The organism is Pseudomonas pisciculturae (assembly GCF_015461805.1).
GTDB lineage: Bacteria > Pseudomonadota > Gammaproteobacteria > Pseudomonadales > Pseudomonadaceae > Aquipseudomonas > Aquipseudomonas pisciculturae.
In genome coordinates this window covers 1-20,354 of record NZ_JACVZE010000015.1, presented here as the reverse complement: position 1 = coordinate 20,354, position 20,354 = coordinate 1, and the positions used below count along the sequence as shown (strand labels likewise).

General features: G+C 59.4%; 20 protein-coding genes and 1 pseudogene. 7 read left to right on the top strand and 14 right to left on the bottom strand.

Translation table 11 applies throughout. From position 1 onward, the window contains the following. Positions 1 to 16: 16 nt before the first annotated feature. Positions 17 to 604 carry a LysE family translocator gene (locus ICY20_RS27750; protein WP_159963020.1) on the top strand — a complete coding sequence of 196 codons (588 nt, stop codon included), beginning with the start codon at positions 17 to 19 and terminating at the stop codon, positions 602 to 604. On the opposite strand, the gene ICY20_RS27745 is transcribed toward ICY20_RS27750, so the two are convergent. From ICY20_RS27745 to ICY20_RS27720, 6 genes are all read right to left on the bottom strand, one after another. After that, positions 546 to 1,439, bottom strand: coding sequence for an AraC family transcriptional regulator (locus ICY20_RS27745; RefSeq protein WP_194939197.1), 894 nt, complete (start codon positions 1,437 to 1,439; stop codon positions 546 to 548). The two genes, ICY20_RS27750 and ICY20_RS27745, sit on opposite strands and share 59 nt — an antisense overlap. A gap of 71 nt (positions 1,440 to 1,510) precedes the next feature. After that, positions 1,511 to 4,933, bottom strand: coding sequence for a hypothetical protein (locus ICY20_RS27740; protein ID WP_194939196.1), 3,423 nt, complete (start codon positions 4,931 to 4,933; stop codon positions 1,511 to 1,513). A 113-nt stretch (positions 4,934 to 5,046) separates the two neighbouring features. Next, on the bottom strand, positions 5,047 to 7,509 hold the full coding sequence (locus tag ICY20_RS27735) for a TonB-dependent siderophore receptor (protein ID WP_159963017.1): 2,463 nt from the start codon (positions 7,507 to 7,509) through the stop codon (positions 5,047 to 5,049). A gap of 100 nt (positions 7,510 to 7,609) precedes the next feature. Further along, positions 7,610 to 8,560, bottom strand: a complete 951-nt coding sequence (locus tag ICY20_RS27730) for a FecR domain-containing protein (protein ID WP_194939195.1) — start codon at positions 8,558 to 8,560, stop codon at positions 7,610 to 7,612. Beyond that, on the bottom strand, positions 8,557 to 9,078 hold the full coding sequence (locus ICY20_RS27725; protein WP_159963015.1) for a sigma-70 family RNA polymerase sigma factor: 522 nt from the start codon (positions 9,076 to 9,078) through the stop codon (positions 8,557 to 8,559). The genes ICY20_RS27730 and ICY20_RS27725 overlap by 4 nt, the downstream gene beginning before the upstream one ends. 119 nt (positions 9,079 to 9,197) lie before the next feature. Next, positions 9,198 to 9,623 (bottom strand): GNAT family N-acetyltransferase, encoded by a 426-nt coding sequence (locus tag ICY20_RS27720; protein ID WP_159963014.1) that lies wholly within the window; start codon positions 9,621 to 9,623, stop codon positions 9,198 to 9,200. Between the two features lie 112 nt (positions 9,624 to 9,735). Here ICY20_RS27720 and ICY20_RS27715 point away from each other — a divergent pair, with 112 nt between their 5' ends. Beyond that, on the top strand, positions 9,736 to 10,743 hold the full coding sequence (locus tag ICY20_RS27715) for an NAD-dependent epimerase/dehydratase family protein (protein WP_228758623.1): 1,008 nt from the start codon (positions 9,736 to 9,738) through the stop codon (positions 10,741 to 10,743). Here the strand turns inward: ICY20_RS27715 and ICY20_RS27710 are convergent. The 5 genes from ICY20_RS27710 to ICY20_RS27690 all read right to left on the bottom strand — a co-directional run bounded on the left by ICY20_RS27710 (position 10,634) and on the right by ICY20_RS27690 (position 14,456). Next, a complete protein-coding gene (locus ICY20_RS27710; RefSeq protein ID WP_194939194.1) occupies positions 10,634 to 11,065 on the bottom strand; it encodes a MerR family transcriptional regulator in 432 nt (143 codons plus the stop codon). The two genes, ICY20_RS27715 and ICY20_RS27710, sit on opposite strands and share 110 nt — an antisense overlap. Before the next feature lie 28 nt (positions 11,066 to 11,093). Further along, entirely contained in the window at positions 11,094 to 11,585 is a 492-nt protein-coding gene (locus tag ICY20_RS27705; protein ID WP_194939193.1) for a GNAT family N-acetyltransferase, read from the bottom strand. 148 nt (positions 11,586 to 11,733) lie between these two features. Further along, positions 11,734 to 12,129 (bottom strand): hypothetical protein, encoded by a 396-nt coding sequence (locus ICY20_RS27700; protein ID WP_194939192.1) that lies wholly within the window; start codon positions 12,127 to 12,129, stop codon positions 11,734 to 11,736. Positions 12,130 to 12,306: 177 nt separating this feature from the next. After that, a complete protein-coding gene (locus ICY20_RS27695) occupies positions 12,307 to 13,815 on the bottom strand; it encodes an ABC transporter substrate-binding protein (protein WP_324187966.1) in 1,509 nt (502 codons plus the stop codon). Between the two features lie 359 nt (positions 13,816 to 14,174). After that, the gene (locus tag ICY20_RS27690; RefSeq protein ID WP_194939190.1) at positions 14,175 to 14,456 is read right to left on the bottom strand and encodes a GrpB family protein; all 282 of its coding nucleotides are present in this window, start codon (positions 14,454 to 14,456) and stop codon (positions 14,175 to 14,177) included. A gap of 349 nt (positions 14,457 to 14,805) precedes the next feature. Here ICY20_RS27690 and ICY20_RS27685 point away from each other — a divergent pair, with 349 nt between their 5' ends. Next, entirely contained in the window at positions 14,806 to 15,273 is a 468-nt protein-coding gene (locus ICY20_RS27685) for a DUF1203 domain-containing protein (RefSeq protein ID WP_194939189.1), read from the top strand. Between the two features lie 110 nt (positions 15,274 to 15,383). Here ICY20_RS27685 and ICY20_RS27680 read toward each other — a convergent pair whose 3' ends face one another. After that, positions 15,384 to 15,986: a LuxR C-terminal-related transcriptional regulator gene (locus ICY20_RS27680; RefSeq protein WP_194939188.1), complete on the bottom strand. Its 603-nt coding sequence runs from the start codon at positions 15,984 to 15,986 to the stop codon at positions 15,384 to 15,386. A gap of 97 nt (positions 15,987 to 16,083) precedes the next feature. Here ICY20_RS27680 and ICY20_RS27675 point away from each other — a divergent pair, with 97 nt between their 5' ends. Beyond that, positions 16,084 to 17,721 (top strand): ATP-binding response regulator, encoded by a 1,638-nt coding sequence (locus ICY20_RS27675; RefSeq protein WP_194939187.1) that lies wholly within the window; start codon positions 16,084 to 16,086, stop codon positions 17,719 to 17,721. Here ICY20_RS27675 and ICY20_RS27670 read toward each other — a convergent pair. Then, a complete protein-coding gene (locus ICY20_RS27670; protein WP_194939186.1) occupies positions 17,687 to 18,022 on the bottom strand; it encodes a hypothetical protein in 336 nt (111 codons plus the stop codon). The genes ICY20_RS27675 and ICY20_RS27670 overlap by 35 nt on opposite strands. 178 nt (positions 18,023 to 18,200) lie before the next feature. Between ICY20_RS27670 and ICY20_RS27665 the strand changes: the two genes are divergently transcribed. Continuing rightward, on the top strand, positions 18,201 to 18,668 hold the full coding sequence (locus tag ICY20_RS27665) for a GNAT family N-acetyltransferase (protein WP_194939185.1): 468 nt from the start codon (positions 18,201 to 18,203) through the stop codon (positions 18,666 to 18,668). 144 nt (positions 18,669 to 18,812) lie between these two features. Then, positions 18,813 to 19,289, top strand: coding sequence for a DUF488 domain-containing protein (locus ICY20_RS27660; protein ID WP_194939184.1), 477 nt, complete (start codon positions 18,813 to 18,815; stop codon positions 19,287 to 19,289). Here the strand turns inward: ICY20_RS27660 and ICY20_RS27655 are convergent. After that, positions 19,246 to 20,067 (bottom strand): hypothetical protein, encoded by an 822-nt coding sequence (locus tag ICY20_RS27655; protein ID WP_194939183.1) that lies wholly within the window; start codon positions 20,065 to 20,067, stop codon positions 19,246 to 19,248. The two genes, ICY20_RS27660 and ICY20_RS27655, sit on opposite strands and share 44 nt — an antisense overlap. 90 nt (positions 20,068 to 20,157) lie before the next feature. Between ICY20_RS27655 and ICY20_RS28240 the strand changes: the two are divergent. Next, positions 20,158 to 20,354: pseudogene (locus tag ICY20_RS28240) on the top strand (hypothetical protein); the annotation flags it as partial.

Genomic DNA, 20,354 nt, shown 5'->3' with positions numbered 1-20,354 from the left:
CTTAAAGGGAACTGCAATGAGCTTGATCATTTCAATGGCGGCCTTCGCTCTCGCCACCTCCATCACGCCGGGACCGGTCAACGTGGTCGCGCTCAGTTCCGGGGCGCGCTTTGGTTTTATCGCCAGCCAGAAACACGTGCTCGGCGCCGCCGTGGGCTTTACGCTGCTGTTGGTGCTGATTGGGCTGGGCTTGCATGAGGTGCTGGTGCGCTGGCCGATATTGACCCAGTTGATCCAGTGGGGCGGGGTGGCTTTCCTGTTGTACATGGCCTGGAAACTTGCGGCGGACGATGGCCGACTGGACGCCGAAGGCACCGCCACGGCGCCGTCGATGCTGTATGGCGCGATCATGCAATGGCTCAACCCCAAGGCGTGGCTGGCGTGTGTGGCCGGGATGGGCTTGTTTGTGGCCGATGGCGACGCCGCGCAGGTCTGGCTGTTTGCGGCGCTGTACCTGGTGATCTGTTACCTGTCGGTGGCGTGCTGGGCCTACGCCGGCACCTTCCTGCGCCGTTACCTCGGCAACCCACAAGGCGTGCGGCTGTTCAACCGTTCGATGGCCGGGTTGCTGCTGGCCAGTGTGGGTTATTTATTGCTGGCTTGAGCCCGTCGCGGTATTGCCCCGGGGTAGCGGCGAAATGCTGCTTGAAAGCGCGCTGAAAATGCGCCTGGTCGGCAAAGCCTGCGGCGAGGGCCACATTGGCGATCAGCTCGCCGTCACGCAATTGGGTACGGGCAAACTGGATGCGCTGATTGACCAGGAAGGCGTGGGGCGTCAGCCCGTAATACTGTTTGAACGCACGAATCAGGTACGACGGCGACAGCTCCGCCGCCAGGCAGATGTCTTCCAGCTTCACGGCATCAGTGCAATGTGCCCGGATGTACTCGGCCGCCCGCTCCAGCTTGTGGTTAACCTCCCGCAACGGGCTGTTGGCCGGGTTCAGGCGCTGCTGGACCTCGCTGAAATAACTCACCAGTGCGCTCTGCTTGTGCAGGTGTTCGGCTTGCTCGTCCACCAGTATTCCGTACAGTTCCAGCAGGCCGTGGTACAGCACGGTGTCGCGGGTATGGGGCGTGCTGAAGGGGCGAAAACCCTGGTCGGTGCTGAAACCCAACTGGTATTGCAGGTCGGTCAACCAGGGCGTGTCGATGTACAGCATCTGGTAGGACCAGTGCTGGTTGTCGATGGGGTTGCAGGCGTGTACATCGCCGGGGTTCATCAGCACCACGGTGCCGGCGCTGATCTGGAAGGTCTCGGCGCCGTAGTGGTAATAACTGCAACCACGGGTGACGGCACCGATGGAGAAATGCTCATGGGCGTGACGGGAGTACGTGACCTTGCGCCCGTCGACGATGGTGCGCGCTTCGATAAACGCCAGCGAAGGGTCTCGCCAGAAGCGGGGCGAGTCCGAAGGGTGAGTGATGGCGTTCGGCAACATGAAGAGGGTTCCATCCTGAGCAGCGTCGAGCGCGGATCATTACACAGCCCGGCACCCCCTCGCCATGCTTGTCAAACCAGCAACGCCGCACGGTCGCCGTTGGGCACTAGGCGATTGACGTACGCTGTCCACGGGTCGTGCCGGTCAGCCGCTTGCTCAAGCGTGAGCGGGTTGGCCGCTCGTTCGCGCAGCGCCGTACTGCCCAGCAGCAGTTGGCGCTGGACGATCAGCGTCGCCAATGCGCTGGAGCGCGCGGAGTTGAGCGTCTGCGGCGCACGGGGTCTGCGCTCGTCCGGGTTACGCCATTGGGCCGTGGGCAGGGTGACGTCGAGTTTGCGGATGATCACGTCGGGTTGCAGCGCGGGAAGAATATTTTTATCGGGGGCTCGACCTTCGGCATAGGCTGGCCAGTTGAATCGCTTCCACGCATGGGGTTTGGGCGTGTTGCCCTCGGCAACGGCCTGGATGACGTGGGCGTACTCAAGGTCGCGTCGCGGCCGGATCACATGGTGCAGGGGGAAAAACTCATAGAAATACCGGTCGCTGAAATACTGGACGTGGACCAGTGTTGCAAACCTGCCTTGAGTGGTCGCCTTACTGAGGCTGAAGCACTCCACCTGTCCGTATTCCAGGGCTTCGCGCCTTGGCAGCGATAACTGCGATAACCAGTATTTGAGGGTCTCCACATACGCCACCTGTAACTGGTCCAGGCGCTGGGCGAAGGCGCTGGCGAATCGGACATTGATATTGTTCAGTTGGTGGAAGTCTTTCGCCAGTTGCGGGAAGTCGAGGTTGCCTTCGGACGTACGCCAACGCTTGGCCTGGGCCTTAAGCTCACCTGCCATGTGCAACTCGACAAGGGTGTACTGCTTTGTATCCGGCGAAGACTCCATAATAGGCGCTTGCAGCTCAGTCTGTTGCGGGTAGACCCGCTCCAGGTCTTGAAGCGCCGTATCGTGAAGTGAAACGAATGCTGCAGAAAACGTCTCCAGCGCGTTTTTCAGGCGCTCGCGTTGTTCGTTGAGCGCCCTGATGGCGTCGTTGATCTCAAGGGCAGTGTAAGTCTCACCCTTTGCCAATACCCCATTGGCGACCGCCCAATCAACAATCGGCGCGGTTGCATTGTTATGGTTGATAAACCGTGTCCAGCTGGCTGACGCCGGCAGGTGGGTGAGGGTCATGAAATCGTCGTAGCTCAGCTGACGAGACGAGCCCGACAGTTCCTGCTCGGTGTGCATGACGTAGTGTTTGAACAGCACCCAGGCTTGGGAGGTCATGTAGGGCAACGATGCCGGGATATTGCGAATCAGGAACTCCGGCGACTTGTTGGACAGCAGCACGTGTGCGGCCAGGGCTGCTGTTGGGCGGGAAAGCGCCGTCAGGCTGACCTCGATGATTTCGCGGACGAACGCAAGGGACTCGCCCCAAAGGTAGCTGTCTGTCAGATCGAACACGTTGATCGAGCCCTGTGGTGCGTTCAATGCAGGGTCCAGGCTCAGTATCAGCGCGGCCAGCACCATTGCTTTACGGCTGGCACGGGTGGTGGTTTCGCCGGCGTCGCGCCCATGCCAATCGACGTAGTTTGACAACTCTTCGCCGAGCGCCTGGGCGCGGGCCGAATGCAGTAGGAGTGTCAGCAAAAAGTCCGCTTCGGCGCGCACGTCACTCACTGGCTTGTCCTTCAGGATCGGTTCGCTCAGATAGGTAAACAGGTGGGTATACGTTTCTGGAAGGGCGCGCCGACTGATATCGAGGATCAGCTGGTTCTGGGTCTGCGACAAGGTCCAGCGCGAAGGCTGCGCCAGTGTCAGCGCACGCCAGTAATGGCTGGATTGAGGCTTGATGGTCAACGGGATTGCCAGCAGGCGAGCGGTCTTCAGTGCTTCACCTGCGTTGTGCGGCAATTCGACTCCACCGAGCGTGAGCGCCTGCTTGAGGGAGACCTCGCCAGTGCTGCGCAATTCGCCTCCGTTGTTTCGGGCGGCAATCAACACCGGTGCCAGCAGCGTTCGCAGGTGTTCATTCTCCAGTACGTCGGTATTGAGTTGCTTCCACTGCCCGTCCAGCCCTCGGGCGCCCATATGCGTAACGGTGAGCAACACATGGCTGCCCGGGTCAATGCCTTTGGCGGCGCGCAGGGCGATGAAGTCCGGGTGCTCTGTGAGCTTCAACAGCAATTGCCGGGCCTTCTCCAGCTCAGCCCCGAAGACATCCGGGTCCATGTCGACTATCCGGTTTAGCTCAATGCTGGCGGCCGCTGGTTTACCTGAGCAGGTATGTTGCAGTGCGATTTGCATGTGGTAGCGATCATTGAGCAGGCCCAGGTACTTGCGATGGGCATACACCGCGGCGAAGGAGCGTGCCCATTCGCTGACGTAGGGCACGACAGGTGGCGACCATTGATGTAACAACTCAAGCAATTGAGTCAAATCGCCCCCGCTGGCCGGGCGTTCGATACCGTAGACGGACAGCAGGGAGGCAACGCTGAACGTCTCATCCAGGTACACATTGCTCTGGAGCGTGTTGGCCAGTCGCTCCAACTCTTGCCACTGCGGCGTATTGTAGGGCGGAATACAACGGGTGCTGTTCTGGCGGCTGGGCGGGAGCAGGCAGAGCGCGCGCATTTCGTAATCGTAGTAGTAGATGGCGGTGTGTTCGGCGTCGTCGTCGAGGCCCAGTTTGCCGATGAGCGCGCCCAGCAGTCGGGTGGCGTTTTTCATGGTGTGGGCCAGCAGCGAGTCAGAGCCCAATGTGATGTGTTTGCGGTACACCTTGAGCCAATCAAAACTTTGGCCGCCGTTGCGGGTTTCTTCCAGTGTGCGAATCAACTCTTGGTAGTCCAGCTGCTGGTTTTTCAGCTCGCTGTGAATGACAGACTTGCTGTGGCCGCTGTCATCAATGCCTGGGAAACCGTTGAGCGCGCGTAGCTCATCGATAATTACCTGAACCTGCAAGCTGTTGTCGGGTAGCGGGTAGCCATGGAAGGCAAGCGCCAGTTTCAAGGGCAGTGTGCGGTCTTCGATTTCGAAACGGTTGCCAATATAGGACAGGCCAAGGTTGCCGGTGTCGATCACTTGGGTGATCGCCAGGATCGGGTAGGCCACTTCTCGCCATCCCGAATCATCGGCCAGCGTGAAGGTGTGCAACGGCGCGTGATGGGGCGCATGTTTCCTCACCTGCAAACGGGTGCCTTGCAGGCACAGGGTTGGCAGGTCCAGGTCCAGGGCATCCGCCCAGTCCAAAAAAGCCGGTTGATTGATCGCTTTCCAGTAAGCGGCCAGCCAGCTGCTGAGTATTGAGTCTTCGGGAACGGTGACGCGCAGCCCTTCAATCGTACGCGGCGGGGTTGGACCCAACGCCACTGACAGCGTGTTGATCAGGTTAGCGGCCAGGGTCTGGCTGGCCTTGAGTTCCATGCTTTGCGCATGGCTCAGATAGGCGGCTGAAGGGAAGAGGCTTTCAATGGGTTGGGTGAAATAACGCAGATGGTCCATGACGGTGAGGCTCGCTGGGTAAAGTGAGCCTGCATCGTCCAATGCTCTGGTGCTGGCCGACAGGAGGCGCTTCCTGTCGAGGGGTGGCTTAAATCAGCCACCCGAGTAGGGGCTCAGAAGTCCCACTTGGTCGACAGTTGCAGGCTGCGCGGTTCACCGTAGAAACCGGTGCCGAAGTTGCCCAGGCCGGTGTAGTACTTTTTGTCGAACAGATTCTTCATGTTCAGCGTGGTGCTCAGGTGCTCGTTGAAGCGGTAGCGCGCCATCAGGTCCACCAGGTAGTAGCTGTCTTGGGTGATGCGTGCGTACTGGCCGAAGTTGACTGTGTCATTCGGGTCAGGTTGGAACACGTTGCCGAAGAACTCGCTCTGCCAGTTCACGCCGCCGCCCACGGTGAGATTCTCCAGTGCACCGGGCAGGCGGTAGCTGCTGAACAGACGCACCACCTGTTGCGGCGTGGTGGTTTGCAGCACTGAGCTGTAGACGTAGCCGTCATTGGCATCGCGGGTGTGCTGGTAGGTGTAGCCGGCGGAGAGGTTCCAGCCGTCCAGCACCTCACCCGACAGTTCTGCTTCAAACCCTTTGGTGGTCGCACCGGCAACCGGGCGATATACCGAGTCGGTCTCGAAGCCTGAGACGTACTCGGCGACGTTGTCCTGCTCGATGCGGAACGCGGCAAAACTGGCGTTCAGGCGGCCATCGTAGAACGCGGCCTTGATGCCAGCCTCGTAAGTTTGGCCTTCGATCGGGTCGAGCAGCTTGCGGTCAGCATCCTTGCTGGTTTGCGGGCGGTAGATCTGGGTGTAACTGGTGTAGACCGACCAGGTGTCGTTGAGGTCGTAGACGATGCCGGCGTAGGGGGTGACCACGCCGCTCTGGTGGTAGGTGGTGCGGTTGTCGGCCTTGGTCGGGTCGTAGAAATCGGTAGTGTCGGTGCCGCTGAAGTTACTGACGCGAGCGCCAAGGATCACCGACAGGTCATCGGTAGGTTTCAAACGGGTGGCCAGGTAGGCACCGGTCTGGCGTTGCACGATATCGTTCTGGCCGCTGCGCGGGATGTCCGGTTTGGCGTATTCGCCGTGCCAGTCGAAAATACTGCCGCCCACTGGCGGGTAGATCGAGCCGTACACCGGTACATCCTGTTTGGAGCGGGTGGCCATGAAGCCCATGATCAATTCATGCTCACGGCCCAACAGGCTGAAGGGCCCGCTGAGGTTGACGTCCAGGGTGTTTTGCACCTGGTCGCCCTTGTACTTGCCCATGAACATGTACATGCCGTCGCCGGTCACCGGGTCTGGGTTACCGCCGCTGGCAGAGGCGAGCAGGGTGTCGTGCTGGCTGCGCTTGCGGTCGAGGCTGACCTTGAGCGACCAGTCATTGGCCAGTTTTTGCTGCACCGAGGCGAAGAGCGTCTGGTTGTTGAAGTCGCGGCGGCTCCAGTCGGCGGCCGGGTTGAACGAGCGCGAGAAGTTCGTGCGTGAGCCGTCGCTGAAGTACATCGGGAAACCGGTCCAGCTGGCACCGCGTGAGCGGGTGTTTTGTTGGTCGATGCCGAAGGTCAGCAGCGTGTCGGGCGTGAGGTCGGCTTCAAGGATGCCGTAGGCGATGTCCTTGGTGTTTTGGTAGTGGTCCAGGTACGACTGGCGGTCCTGGTACACGCCGACAAAACGCCCGCGCACATTGCCAGACTCGGTCAAAGGGCCGGAGATATCGCCTTCGGTGCGATAGTTGTCCCAGGAACCAAAGGTTTGGGTGATCGAAGCTTTGAATGCAGCCGTCGGCTTTTTGCGAATCAGGTTGACCGTGGCCGACGGGTCGCCGGAGCCGCTCAGCAGGCCGGCCGAGCCCTTGATGATTTCCAGGTGGTCGTACACCGCCATATCGGTGCTGGTGGTGCCGTAGTCGTACACGCCGTCGTAAGTGGAGTTGACGCCGTCGTACTGGAAGTTGGTGATCGGCAGGCCACGGCTGGAGAATTCCCAGCGCTCGCTGTCGTAGTTCTGCACGCTCACGCCGGGGGCGCGGCGCAAGGTGTCGGCGATGCTGTTGGAACCCTGATCGTCCATCTGCTGGCGGGTGATGACGGTGACCGATTGTGGGGTTTCGCGCATTGACAGCGCCAGGCCGGTGGCTGAGGCCATGGAGCCTGTGGTGTAGGAACGGGTGTCTTCGGTAGTGGCGCCCAGGTCTTGGCCGGAAATGGTGGTGGCGCCCAGCTCCAGGGCGCCGGTGTTCGCTGGGGTCAGCTCCAGCACGTAGCCGTTATTGCCTTGGGGCAGGGCCTGCAACCCGCTGCCCTGCAACAGGCGCTGCAAACCGGCTGCCGGGGTGTAGTTGCCATCGAGGCCGGGGCTGGTTTTGCCGGTGGCGAGGTTGTTATGGCCTGCGATAAAAATGCCCGATTGCTCGGCGAAGCTGTTCAGCACACCCACCAGGGAGCCCGCCGCGATGCGATAAGCGCGGGCGGCCTCCTGGGTCGAAGGTGAGTCGGCGGCGTGCACCATTGGCGTGCCGAGGCAAAACAGCGAGGTGGCCAGCGCCAATGGGCGCAGCGCGAAGCGGGCAGGTTGTGGCATGAGGGTGTGTCCCTTTGGATCAAATCGATCGGCGAATTGAAAACGTCTGCAGGGTTAACCGAACGAGTTTTAAAAAAGGGAACTGGCGCGTGAATGTTTTTTACTGTGGCCCGACCGATACCCACCACGGCATCACGCGATCAACCCTGATTGGCAGCGCCGCTTGCAGCAGGTGCAGCGCGTGATCGCTGTCTTTGAGGGGGAACGAACCCATCACCGGCAGTTGCGCCACGGCCGGGTCGCAGCCCAGATGGCCTGGGCGATAACGGTTGAGTTCGGCGATCAAGTCGCCGAGCGGCAGGTTATCGGCCAGCAACAGGCCACGGCTCCAGGCTTCGCGGGCAGGGGAGGCTAATGCGGTTGGCTTGAAACCGTCACGGTTGAATGACACTTGCTGGCCGGCTTCGATGATGCGTACGTGCTGGTCGAGGGTGGTGACCTGCACCCGGCCGTCGAAGACGTTGAGTTGCGTGTGTTTGTCGCCTTGCAGCACGCTGAATCGGGTGCCCAGCGCTTGCATGTGCCCGTGTTCAGTCTCGACCAAAAATGGCCGACGGCTGTCTTTGGCCGTGTCGATCAACACTTCGCCAAAGCGCAGTTGCAACAGGCGTTGTGTCGCATCAAAACGCACATCCAGCGCGCTCAATGCGTTGAGCCACACATGGCTGCCATCGGCCAGCAATGCATCGCGGGTCTCGCCGTGGGTGGTGGCGTAGTCCGCGCTCCAGCCGCCCACCAGCCGCGGCAAGGTGGTATTACGCCAACTGCTCCAGGCCAGTGCCGAGCCGCCGCACACCACCAACAGGGTCTTGAGCGTTTGGCGTCGTGAGCTGCGCAGGGCGCGGCTCGCGCCATGGGCTTGTTGCTGCAACGGGGCAAAACGCTGGCTCACCCGCTGCACATACTGCCAGGCGGCCAGGTGTTCGGGGTTTTGCGCAACCCAGGCTTGCCAACGCAGTTGCTCCAGGGCGCAGCCTTGATCCTGCAAGCGCACATACCAGTGCGCGGCTTGCTCCAGGCTGGCGTGGCTGAGTTTACCGGGGGTGCTCATTGCACCAGCATTCCGTCGAGTTCGGCTTCCAGGATGGCGCAGTGCAACAGGGCTTGGGCCATGTACTTCTTGACCATGCGCTCGCCGACGCCAAGCTGAACGGCGATCTCTTTGTAGGGCATGCCGTGCAACTGGGCGAGTAGGAAGGCTTCACTGACGTTCTTTGGCAGACGGGCGAGCATCGCGTCCACCTCAACAAGCGTCTCGACGATGATCGCCCGTTGCTCCGGTGACGGTTGCAACGCTTGCGGTGCGTCGGCCAGGGTTTGCAGCCAGGCGCGTTCGAGTTGGCGACGGCGCCAATGGTCGATGCACAGGCCGCGGGCGATGGTGGCCAGGTAGGAGCGTTGGCGCACTGGGTCGCTCTCGGCCGGCGGGCGGTTGAGAATGCGGATAAACGTGTCATGGGCCAGGTCGGCGGCATCCCAGCGGTCGCTCAAGCGCCGGCGCAGCAAGCCGAGCAGCCAGCCATGATGGGTGCCGTAGAGGTGAGTAAAAGAGGTCGACACACAGCCCATCCGGCGCAAATATAGCGTGCAAATAAGAATTGGTCGCGATTAAACCAAAGCGCAGAGATGCACGCAAATGATATTAGTTTGCTATTGGGGTGGGGCTGGCGGTGTTGATTCTGTTTTTCTCACAGCTGTTTAGAGAGAAACAGCCGGCTGCTGCCCTCAGGCTCGCAGGGCAGCTCACCGAACGTTACCCAGCCGTGCTTCTCGTAAAACCCTGGCGCCTGGAAGCTTAGGGTGTACAACACCGCCGTGCGGCAACCCCGACGCCGCGCTTCGTTTTCGAAGGCGTGCAGCAACTGGCTGCCAAGGCCCCAACCGCGTAGAGAGTCAGGCAAGTGGAACAGGTCGAGAAAGGCCATGCCCAAGGTGGTTTTGCCGGTGATGCCGCCGAGTATCTGCCCAGTGGCCGGCGCTTTGATCAGCACCGTCAACGGCTGGCGATCGTTGAAACCGGTGACGGCCTCGTTGAACACCGCCAGGCCGTTGCCCAGGAGGCGTTCGGCTTCGGGGTTGGGTTGGTCGCCGATTTCAATGACGGGGTTTTGCATCGTATTGGACTCCTCTTTGTGCCAAGCCTTGACTCTGTCCCAAGGGGCAGACTTTATGCTTTTTTCGCCGCGCTTGCCGCAGGGTTCACTACGCGAAAAAAGGACGATAAGCATGTTATGTCTGGTAACGGGCGCCAACGGGCACCTGGGCAATAACCTGGTCAGGGAGTTGCTGGAGCAAGGCCACACTGTTCGTGCGGGTGTGCGCGATATCCACAACCGGGCGCCTTTTGCGGGCCTTGCATGCGAGCTGGTGCACGCCGAGCTGTTGGATGGGCCGGCGATGCTTAGCGCCATGGAGGGTGTGGAGGTGTTGTTTCAGGTGGCCGCCGTGTTCAAGCACTGGGCCCGAAATCCTCAAGCAGAGATCATCGAGCCCAATGTGCAGGGCACGTGCACGGTGCTACGCGCCGCCAGCCAGGCGGGGGTCAAGCGCGTGGTCTATGTGAGCTCGGTGGCGGCGGTTGGTCATGACGGTAGCCGGTTGGATGAAACCCAGTGGAACGCAAGCACTGACAACGCCTACTACCGTTCCAAAATCCTCTCTGAACGTATGGCGTGGCAAACCGCCGAGGCCCTGGGCCTGTGGATGGTCTCGGTGTTGCCCTCGGCGATGATAGGCCCCAACGCAGGCCGTTTGACGGATACCTTGGGCTTCCTGCACACGGTCAGGGCGCGTCAATTGCCGTTGGACCCAGGCTTTCACTTCAATTTTGTCGATGTACGTGATGTCGCCAAAGGCATGCTACTCGCCGCGCAAAAAGGCCGGTCGGGTGAGCGCTACCTGCTGGCTAACGAACACTCATCGTCCCTTGCCGACCTGACCGGCCTGTTGGGCTACCGGACCCCGCCTGCGGCACCGCGCTGGATGCTGATGGGCGTCGCCTGGTTACAAGAGCGCTGGGCGCAACTGACCGGTCGGCCCGCCCGGCTTATGGTCAGTCAAGTGCGCCTTTTTCACCGCGTGCGTCAGCAGTACAACATCACCAAGGCCAGAAGCGAGTTGGGGTTCAACCCCCGTGCGCCGCAGCAGGCGTTGCGCGAGGCGTTTGCGTACCTGGGCAGGCAACCGGAGCAGCCGTATGAGGTGCGCCAAACAGCGCAATCATCTGGCACTTGAGCTCGGCCAGGTGCAGGTCCAAGGCCTGTAACTCGGCGATCCTGGCGTTTACCTCTGCGCGTTTGGTATCGATGGCCTCGTCGGCCAGCGCCAAGGGAAAGGCGCGCAGTGCCTGCTTGGCGGCAACCAAAGGCGCCATCTGCGCCAGCGTAAAACCTGCGACCTGCGCGTGGCGGATCAAACGCAACATTTGCACATGGTGCGCATCGTAGACGCGGTAGCAACCGCTACGCTGAGGCGTGTTGATCAAGCCCATCTGTTCATACAGCCGGATGGCTTTCGGCGTGCAGCCGGTGAGTTGGGCGAGGCGTCCAATAAACATGCAGGTAGTCCTTTACCGGGGGGAGGGGTTAGAGGGCCATCACCATTTCATGCCACGCCATCCCGCCATGCTCAGAGGGGGATGGTTGGGTGTACCGATAGCCCATGCGCGTGTACAGCGCCACGTGCAGCTCCTTGCACATCAAGTGAATCGCCTGCTTGCCCATGGCGTGCATGCGCTGCACAAACTCGGTCATCAGCTGTTTTGAATAGCCCTTGCCCTGATGTGCCGTGTCGACCACCACCGACATGACCACCACGTTCGGCGCGTCGGCCGAATGGCCCACCAACTCCTTGAAGGCCTCGTCTGACATCACCACCTCATGGGCGCAGCCACTGTTGATGAACCCCACGATTTCGTGATCGGCCTCCAGGATCAAAAAGCCTTGCGGGTACTGAGCAATGCGCGTGGCGATTTTCTCCAGGGTCGCAGCTTCATCACCTTCATAGGCGCTGATTTCGATTTCAAAGCAACGAGCGGCATCGGCGGGGAGCGCGTTGCGAAAGGTGAGGGCGGGCATGGGGTTTCCTGGGGCGTTGAGCGAAAGGCCATATCATAGAGAAACATCACGCGCCTGGCACTCAAACGCTGCCGTGGGGCGCGTCATAGCCGCCCAAAGCGAGTGCGTGCAGGTCCGCAGCCGAGCGCTCAGCGTTGGACCTGCTGCGTTATGCGACTGGGCCTACATTTTCAATGCTGGCTTGGCGCAACCTGTTTTCTATTTGCTGGCCGAAGCCGTTGACCTTTTCCAGCAGGGCAGGGCTGAACGCGTCGTTGGGTCGGTCTGGGTAAAACCTGATGCTCACCGGCCACACCTTTTGCGGCGGGGTGGTGTATTGGGCGAAGTGAGGCGCGTCAATGGAGACACTGGCGTTGTCTATGCCCTGCGCTGCCGCGAGGTCATGGAAAAGCTCTGCCGCCGGGAACATCTTGTGATCGGTCACCGTGACTCGAATGACCACTCGGTCTGGGGTGCCCGGCGCAGGGGCCATGCGCAACGCCTCGGCCTTCGGGGAGGCCTCAGTGGTGCGGGTGTGTGACGATGGGTGAAGGGTATTGATCATGCTGGGTTTCCATTCCTGGTTGATGGGCGATCAGGTAATGACCTGATCGCCCTTTGTGTGGGGCGGGCGGCTAGCCCGGTTCCTCAGGATGGGGCAGCGGGTGATGTAGGATGCCTCGATTGATAAGCTAGGTTTCCAACTACCAAGTCTTTTCGCAGGTGCTCCACGCAAGCAGCTTCAAGCCTGCGCAGCGATACTGGCTTTGCTTTGGAACATGGCGGTGTCGGCCTTGAAAATCAGATCGTCCAGACCTTCACCATCTTCTGGATACCACGCCACCCCTAGGCTGGCGCTGACCTTGATCTGGCTGTTTTTCCATGGAATGGGCAGGTCGATGGCCTTGCAGATTTCATGGGTGATGCGCTGTATATCGTCTCTGTGATGCGCGCAGTCGAGCAGCACTACGAATTCGTCACCGCCCATGCGCGCAGCTATTTCAAACTCGCGAATATTGGATTTGATGGCCGTGGCCACGTGGATCAGGATGGCATCGCCTGCCTGGTGGCCATAACGATCATTGATCTGCTTGAAGTGATTCAAGTCGATATAACACAGGGCCAGATGTTCTCCACGGCTCTTCGCGGCCAGCAGCTTTTGACTAGCAAAGGGAATAAAGCTATTGCGATTGGGTAAGCCAGTCAGGCTGTCATAGAAGGCCAGTTTGTGCACTTCCTCTTCAGCGAGTTTGCGCAACTTGATCTCGTTGCGCAGGTGACGCTGGGCGTTCAACAGAACCAGAGCGAACATAAGCACAAGCGCACAGCCGATACTGATCAGCACAATGGTCTTGCGCAGCCGCTCGACGAGGTGTGGCGGGTTGGGGTCGTAAATGAAGTCTTCCAGACCGGCGATAGTGTCGACCATACCCAGTTCGAGGAAAGTTTCAGCCATACGTTGCCAGCGTCCTGGGTTCATATGACCGATCTCGATCAGGTCAGATACCACCAGAGGACGCATGGCCTGAGCTTCGAATTGCAAGTGCGCGCGACTTTTATCCACCGAATACTGATCGAGCAGCAGGTCTATGATTTGCTCGGGGTTATCCATCGCGTAACGCCAGCCGCGCAAGGTAGCGCGGCGGAAGGCCTCAACCCGCTGTGGGTTTTCGTCAATCTCGGCCTGGCTTGTGAACAGGATGTCGCTGTAGAAGTCGATCCCGTAGGTGGCGGGCGAGATGATGTTGTATTCCACGCCCCGCTCTTGCAGGTAGAAGGGCTCGTTGGTCAGGTACGAGTTGAACGCCGTCACCTTACCGCTGGCCAGATCCCCAATTTGAAAACTGCTGGGTAGCAGTTGTAGTTTTTCGAGGGGTATACCCTCGCTACGGAACATCGCCAGAAAATCGGCATCGGTCTGTGCATCCATCAGCATCAACGGCTTGCCGATCAGGTCGTGCACAGTGCGAACACCTTGGTCTGTGCGAGCCACGAGCACGGAAGGTGAATGCTGAAAAATCACCGCCAGCGCTACCAAGGGCTTTCCATGCAGGCGTGCGTAGAGCAATTCACTGTTGGCTTCGCCGTATTGGGCACGCCCAGAGAGCACTTCTTCGACCGGTGTGACATTGGGGCCACCTTCGTGCAAGCGCACGTCCAGCCCTTCTTCGCGGTAATAGCCCTGGGCGATGGCGGCATAGTAGCCCGCGAACTGGAACTGATGTTTCCAGCGTAGCTGTACATCAATCACCTGTTCGGCGCCATTTTGTTGAGGGCCAGGCCCCGCCCACGCAGCCTGAGCCGAGAGCAACAAAAAACACAGCAGTCGACGCAGCCGAACCAGCAGACGTCTCTTTGACGGGCCTGGCGTGTTAGAACAGCGACAGAGGCTGGGCATGGTGATAGTCCGTGAATCGTGCTTATCGTAGAGCGTGCAAGGCGTGGTGCGTCATTGTGACATCACTCATGCGGGGCCAGCAATCGCGCACCACGATAACCAAAGCGGCCGTTATCCTCGCTTGCGGCGTAGTGGGCGTTTGCTTACCTACAATAGACGGCTACCGACCCAAAGCGGACATTTGATACCCGGGTCGCTCACCGACCCATCGGTCATTCAGGAATGGATATACCGGCATGAAGTAGCGCCGCGATAATAAACGGAGACTTTTTCTCCAGATACTCAGCCATTCGCGCCGAGGCATTGCGCTGATCGTGAACCTCGATGAGCACATCGATCTCGGGTTTCGCCGCGAGCCCTGGAACAGAGGTGCTTCCAACGTGGTGTATGACAATCAGTTCATCGCCAAAGGCCGAAGCTATGAGTGGCTTGTCTGCCAGAAAGCGGGCGGGCCAAGTGGGGTTGTAGGGAGTGATCTTGCTGGTGAGTGCCATGTCCGTTCCTTGGCGGCTAATATCTAAAGCACCGAACTTTCCCTCAAAACATGTGCATTCGCCAGCGACTAATAACGAAACCTCGTCAGTACGGCGATTCAGAAGATCGAATTAGAATCTGGTCGAGGTGGGGTAACTGTCCTGTCCAGCGTCTGCTTCTGGCCGAAAACCGCCCGATCAGCCGTTCTTCGTCCCTGATTCCGTTGGAACCCTGTTGGCCTATTCGAGATGCATTGGGTGTTTACTACGAGCGATGCAAGCGGCAGCTCGAATAAAACCGCAAGAATTGGATAGTAAGTACCTTACGAATTCCAGTCTGATAGGGCTCCAGATCAACAGGAGTTCGACCATGGCGTTCCGTATAACCGGCCTTTCCCCCGAGCCATTCCAGTCACTGTTTGGATTGCCCGACCAAGATCTGGCATCTCTTGGGATAAAGCGTTATATCGTCGACTGCAATCCCGGCTTTCCTGACCGCATCGAAATCAAAGATGCGGAGCTGGGTCAGAGCGTGCTTTTACTCAACCATATCTGTCAGCCGGCTGAGACGCCATACCGCGCCTCACACGCGATCTTCATACGGGAGTGGGCCATGCAAGCGTATGAGGCAGTTGATCAGGTACCTGAGGCTATGCGAATCCGCCTACTATCACTTCGCGCGTTCACCGACGATGGCATGATGCTCGACGCTGACGTAGTTGATGGAACGGCATTAGAGCTTGTCGTCACTCGAATGTTTGCCAATCCTGAGATTAGCTATATTCATGTTCACCATGCCAAGCAGGGTTGCTACTCCGGCCGAATAGACCGGGCATAGGCACCACGGGTCTTTGTGGCTCATCCTTCAGTCGACACTGCCAGTTACCGACTGGCGGGCAGGCGAGGCTCCCCGATGCCATCACCCCCGCAACGCCTTAATCACTCTCCCTAAACCACCCCCGAATACTTAACTGCCGCCGCCGCCCGCGAGCTCACCCCCAACACCCTTAACAACGACGAAACATGAATCCGCACCGTAAACGGCGAAATATCCAGCGCCTTGGCAATCTCCTTATTCGTCTTCCCCTGCGCAATCAATCTCAACACATCCTGCTGTCGCGCCGTCAACATATGGGTATCCAGCGGCAACAACCCCGACGGCACAAACTTGACTAACACCTCACCCTCACGAATAGCCAGCAACGCCTGGCCGATCTCGTCAGGCGCGATGTTCTTGCCGATAAAGCCGTCTGCCCCCAACGCCATCACCTGATCGATCAACGCCGGGTCGTCCACCATCGACACCACGATCAAGGTGGTACGCCGCAGTTGCTGGCGCAGTTCGGCCAGTTGGCTCAGGCAGGTCAGGCCGGGGAAGCGCAGGTCGAGGATCAGGGTGTCGATGTCGTCGCTGTCGCGGATCAGTGCGTTTACCGTGTCGAGATCGCCGGCTTCTTGCACTTCGGTATCGGGCAGCAGGCGCTGCACGGTGCGTAGCATGCCTTCGCGAAACATCGGGTGGTCGTCGGCGATGATGATGCGGCCGGTCATGGGGGGCTCCTCCCTGGGGCGGTGTGTGGCGCGGTCATGCTACCTTATCAACGCATTGCATGACGCCGATGACGACTGCCGCACAAGGACGTAACCCATGGGTAGTGAGACCAACTCTGAACTCGACCAGGCCAACCTGCGCATTGTGGTGGCCGCTATCGCGATTGTTTACATCAGTGTGCTGGGGTTTTTGCCGGGGCAGTCGCTGGACACGTATCTGCCGGTGATTCTGTACATCGCGCTGTTCCTGATTGCCTCCATTGCCTTGCGCCAGGTGATCGCCCGTTGGCCTGGGCATTACCCGGCGCGACGTATCTTCGGCATGATCCACGACTACACGGGCACTTCGTTCGGCATGGTGGTGGGCGGCGAGGCGGCGTTGCCGTTGTATGCGGTGATGGTGTGGGTCAACCTGGGCAACGGCATGCGCTACGGCTCGCGCTACCTGGCGATTGCTACGGCGTTGGCGTTGTTGGCGCTGTTGATCGTGTACCAGCTGACGCCGGTATGGCAGGCGCAACCGTTCATGGTGCTGATGTTGATGATCACCAGTACGGTGATCCCGGTGTACGCCCATATCCTGCTGGAACGTACGCGCAAGGCGTCGGAAGAAGCCATCGCCGCCAACCTGGAAAAATCCCGTTTTCTCGCCCAGGCGAGTCATGACCTGCGCCAGCCCATTCACTCCATCGGCCTGTTTACCGCGTGTTTGCGTGAAGCGCGCCTGGGCGATGAAGAGCGGCGTTTGGTGGATAACATCGACCGTTCGTTGCTCAACGTGTCGCAGTTGTTTCGTTCGATCCTCGACCTGTACACCCTCGATAACGGGCGTTTGTTGCCCAAATACCAGGCGGTGAACCTGGGTGAGTTTCTCGCCGATCTGGTGCGCCAGAACGCCGAAGCCGCGCGCTGGGCTGGGGTGGAGTTGCGCTTGCGGCCCTGCGCCCACTGGGTGTTGGTGGACCCTGCGCTGTTGGCGACCATGGTGCAAAACGTGCTGTCCAATTGCTTCAAGTACGGCGCGCACCGGCCGGTGTTGATGGGCGTGCGTATCCGCGACGGCGGGCTGGCGGTGGAGATTCATGATCAGGGGCGGGGGATTGCCGAGGAGCATCTGTCAAAGGTCTTCGAAGAGTTCTATCGCGTTCGCCACTTGCGGGACAAGGACGTCGAAGGCGTGGGCCTGGGGCTGTCCATCGTCAAGCGCCTGGGGCGGTTGATGGGGGTGCAGGTGAGCCTGCGCTCAAGGGTGGGCCATGGCACCTCGGTCAGCCTGCATGGCTTGACCCTGGCCAGCGCGCCGCGCCAACCGACACCCGGTGACCAGGCGCGTCAGGCCGGGCTGCTCACGGGCTTGAAAGTGTGCCTGGTGGAAGACGATCACAACGTGCTGCTCGCTACCCAGGCGCTGTTGGAGCGCTGGGGCTGCGAGGTGCAGGCGGAGTCGTCGGGGCATGACTTGGTAAGTGATTGCGACATCATCGTCGCCGACTATGACCTGGGCAACCACGCCACCGGTATCGAATGCATCGATGCCCTGCGCGAACAACGGGGCTGGGCGGTGCCCGCGCTGATCCTCACGGGGCACGACGTGGAACGTATCCAGGCCGCCTTGCACGACCGTCAGATCGCCATCCTGTCCAAGCCGGTGCGCCCCGCAGAATTGCGCGGCGCACTGCGCGACTTGAGCCAGGAAAAGATTACTGGGCGAATGGAACAAGCCCGTTGCCCTTAGCGCCCTTGGGCTGGCAATAGGCGGCAGGTTTCATCAGGCCGAAACTGGCGATTGCGAAGGCACCCCCACTGGCGCCGCTGGGCACCGAGCAGTTGTATTCGCCGGATGCGGCGCTCGCCACGTAGTAGGTGCTCATGGAGTCGCTGCGCACATTAGAGATACGCTTGACCGGCTCGCCCAGGTTGGTTTCTGACAAGGTCTTGAGATGGTCTTCTGTGGGTTTGATATTGCTGCAGCCGGCCACGCCGATGATCAAGGCGCCCAACAGGGTGATGCGGGTAACAGGGGAGTGCAGTTTCATGGTGCTTCTTCCTTGGGGTTGTTATGGTTTTTCCAACGCACAACGCGTCCGCGCGCAGGGTATGCGCGGTGCCGGTGGGTGCGTTGGAAGTGCCGAGGAATATAGCGCCGCAGGGAGGAGGGGTCGATTAGCACAGGTGTGCTAGTGGCACGATGATTTCATGGAGGGAGAGATTGAAATGCTGGAGATAAAACGGGCTACGTTGAAGGATGCCCAAGTGGCCTTCGATATCCGCTTGCAGGCCATCCGCAGCCAATGCATCGGCGCTTATACCCGTGCACAAATGATGATCTGGACTCGGGGCAAGGCTGAGGACGGCTACAGCGCCTTGATGGACAAATTGTTTTACCTGGGCTGGTTGAACGGCCAGCCGGTAATCACCGGTATGCTGGATCTGGACAACAACGAAGTGGGCGCCTTGTTTGTATTGCCCGGTTTTACCGGACGCGGGTATGGCAAGGCAATGCTCGAGCACCTGGAAAACGTCGCGAGGGAGTTGGCGATTGAAGAGGTGGTGCTGGATGCGACGTTGAACGCGGCAAGCTTTTATCGTTTGAACGGGTATGTGGGCGATGAACAGGCAATCTATCATTCGCCATCGGGGTTGGCGTTGGCGTGTTTTCCGATGACTAAGCGAATGGTCTAACACATTGACCTCGCAACATCCGTTCCTGATTTTTTCATAGCGCCCCGGTCCGCCCGTCACCCGCTGCACGTGCGAAGAAATGACGATGTTATAGTTCCGCCGCTTTACGTTCCGACCGCGCCGGGAGGCTCCAGGAGAATCTGCATGACCCTCTACACCGCAGGCTACGAAGGCCTGACCATCGACGCATTCATCGCGCGCCTGAAGCAGGCCGGTATCGACAAAGTGCTCGACGTACGTGAATACCCATTGTCGCGTAAAAAAGGCTTTTCCAAGAACGCCTTCGCCCAGTGCCTGGCCGCAGAGGGCATCAGTTATGAACACAGTCGCCCGCTGGGCTGCCCGAAACCTATCCGCAAGCAGTACAAGGAAGACGGTGTCTGGGCGGTGTATGCCCGTGACTTCCGGTCCTACATTCGTACCCAAGCCAGCGTGTTGGCCGCATTGCTGTCGAGCTCCATGGAGCAGCGTATCTGCATGGTCTGTTACGAAGCGGACGCCAGCTTTTGCCACCGCAGCCTGATCGCAGAAGCGGCGCACGAGCTGGATGCTTCACTGATAACGCTGCACTTGCCGACTAAAACAGATTTATTTGTTGGAGAGCTTCGGTCTGTCGCTTAGGTGGGTAGACCAAACTGACAATCAGCCACTGTGCTGGAAAGCGATGGATGGTGCCCATCAACAGCATCAGGTCTTTTGCGGGTAGCTCTGTTTCCAGCTTGTGCCGAAACGGAGCTTCCCACCCCGCAGCACCGTGCTTGCGATAAACATTGCGAAAGAGCTGGCTGGCTTCCCAATCGACGATTTTGTGGGTATGGCTTTTCACCTCCCCGTCAACCAAGCACTCATAAGTGTAGTGAAAGTGGAATGGCACTTTTTCCAATCTTTTGATGCTCGCAGCCTCTTGTTCATCGAACAGGGACGGCTGACGCTGCATGGCTTCGAGCTTTTCGATTTCTTCAGGTGTCCAGCTTTCACTCGCTGACTTGCGGATATGCAGCGCGGTGATTTTTTGGGGTTTGATCAAGCCAAGTGTCACGTTGTGGTCGACCCTGGCTTTTTCCAGCGCTCCAAAGCTCTCATACACCTCCAGCTTGTCCAGCCAGGTGCGACGCTGATTCCAATTGCCTGGTGGCAACCGCTGCCCGACCTGAATGCTGTCCACGCTGATCTTGTGGCTCTCTGGCCGGTGGTCGGCTGGGTTGCGTTCGATGAGGGCCTCAATCCACTGCCACTTCGAAAATTGCTGGTCTTCTGTGATCAGGCGAAAGGGCACCGGATAAAGACGTATGAGGTTTCCATCTTCATCCATGCCTGCAACACAGGATGTTTCGGCATGTTTTGCACTGGGGGAGGGGTAGGTCTTGCATAAAATCAGGATTCGAACTTTGCGTTTCATAAGGGCCGCGTCCAGAGGTCTTTTCTGAACTGTATCCAGGCTTCGCGGACCTGCCAGAAAGACTTGTAACGGCACATTGTAGGAGCGAGCTTGCTCGCGAAAAACCTCAACGATAACGCGGAAATCCTGGATGACCGCGGTGCCTGTGAGGTCTTCGCGAGCAAGCTGATCTGGTCAAGTAATCTTGGACACCATTTACGGTTTATCCCACCAGTCGCTCGTGAGCGACTGGTGATCGGTAGCCGTTGTAGCTATGCGGCCGAACGGTGTTGTAACGCGATAAGTAG

Coding starts and splice junctions, on each gene's coding strand:
- ICY20_RS27750 (WP_159963020.1), top strand. CDS start 17: ATGAGCTTGATCATTTCAATGGCGGCCTTCGCTCTCGCCACCTCCATC.
- ICY20_RS27745 (WP_194939197.1), bottom strand. CDS start 1,439: ATGTTGCCGAACGCCATCACTCACCCTTCGGACTCGCCCCGCTTCTGG.
- ICY20_RS27740 (WP_194939196.1), bottom strand. CDS start 4,933: ATGGACCATCTGCGTTATTTCACCCAACCCATTGAAAGCCTCTTCCCT.
- ICY20_RS27735 (WP_159963017.1), bottom strand. CDS start 7,509: ATGCCACAACCTGCCCGCTTCGCGCTGCGCCCATTGGCGCTGGCCACC.
- ICY20_RS27730 (WP_194939195.1), bottom strand. CDS start 8,560: ATGAGCACCCCCGGTAAACTCAGCCACGCCAGCCTGGAGCAAGCCGCG.
- ICY20_RS27725 (WP_159963015.1), bottom strand. CDS start 9,078: ATGGGCTGTGTGTCGACCTCTTTTACTCACCTCTACGGCACCCATCAT.
- ICY20_RS27720 (WP_159963014.1), bottom strand. CDS start 9,623: ATGCAAAACCCCGTCATTGAAATCGGCGACCAACCCAACCCCGAAGCC.
- ICY20_RS27715 (WP_228758623.1), top strand. CDS start 9,736: ATGTTATGTCTGGTAACGGGCGCCAACGGGCACCTGGGCAATAACCTG.
- ICY20_RS27710 (WP_194939194.1), bottom strand. CDS start 11,065: ATGTTTATTGGACGCCTCGCCCAACTCACCGGCTGCACGCCGAAAGCC.
- ICY20_RS27705 (WP_194939193.1), bottom strand. CDS start 11,585: ATGCCCGCCCTCACCTTTCGCAACGCGCTCCCCGCCGATGCCGCTCGT.
- ICY20_RS27700 (WP_194939192.1), bottom strand. CDS start 12,129: ATGATCAATACCCTTCACCCATCGTCACACACCCGCACCACTGAGGCC.
- ICY20_RS27690 (WP_194939190.1), bottom strand. CDS start 14,456: ATGGCACTCACCAGCAAGATCACTCCCTACAACCCCACTTGGCCCGCC.
- ICY20_RS27685 (WP_194939189.1), top strand. CDS start 14,806: ATGGCGTTCCGTATAACCGGCCTTTCCCCCGAGCCATTCCAGTCACTG.
- ICY20_RS27680 (WP_194939188.1), bottom strand. CDS start 15,986: ATGACCGGCCGCATCATCATCGCCGACGACCACCCGATGTTTCGCGAA.
- ICY20_RS27675 (WP_194939187.1), top strand. CDS start 16,084: ATGGGTAGTGAGACCAACTCTGAACTCGACCAGGCCAACCTGCGCATT.
- ICY20_RS27670 (WP_194939186.1), bottom strand. CDS start 18,022: ATGAAACTGCACTCCCCTGTTACCCGCATCACCCTGTTGGGCGCCTTG.
- ICY20_RS27665 (WP_194939185.1), top strand. CDS start 18,201: ATGCTGGAGATAAAACGGGCTACGTTGAAGGATGCCCAAGTGGCCTTC.
- ICY20_RS27660 (WP_194939184.1), top strand. CDS start 18,813: ATGACCCTCTACACCGCAGGCTACGAAGGCCTGACCATCGACGCATTC.
- ICY20_RS27655 (WP_194939183.1), bottom strand. CDS start 20,067: ATGAAACGCAAAGTTCGAATCCTGATTTTATGCAAGACCTACCCCTCC.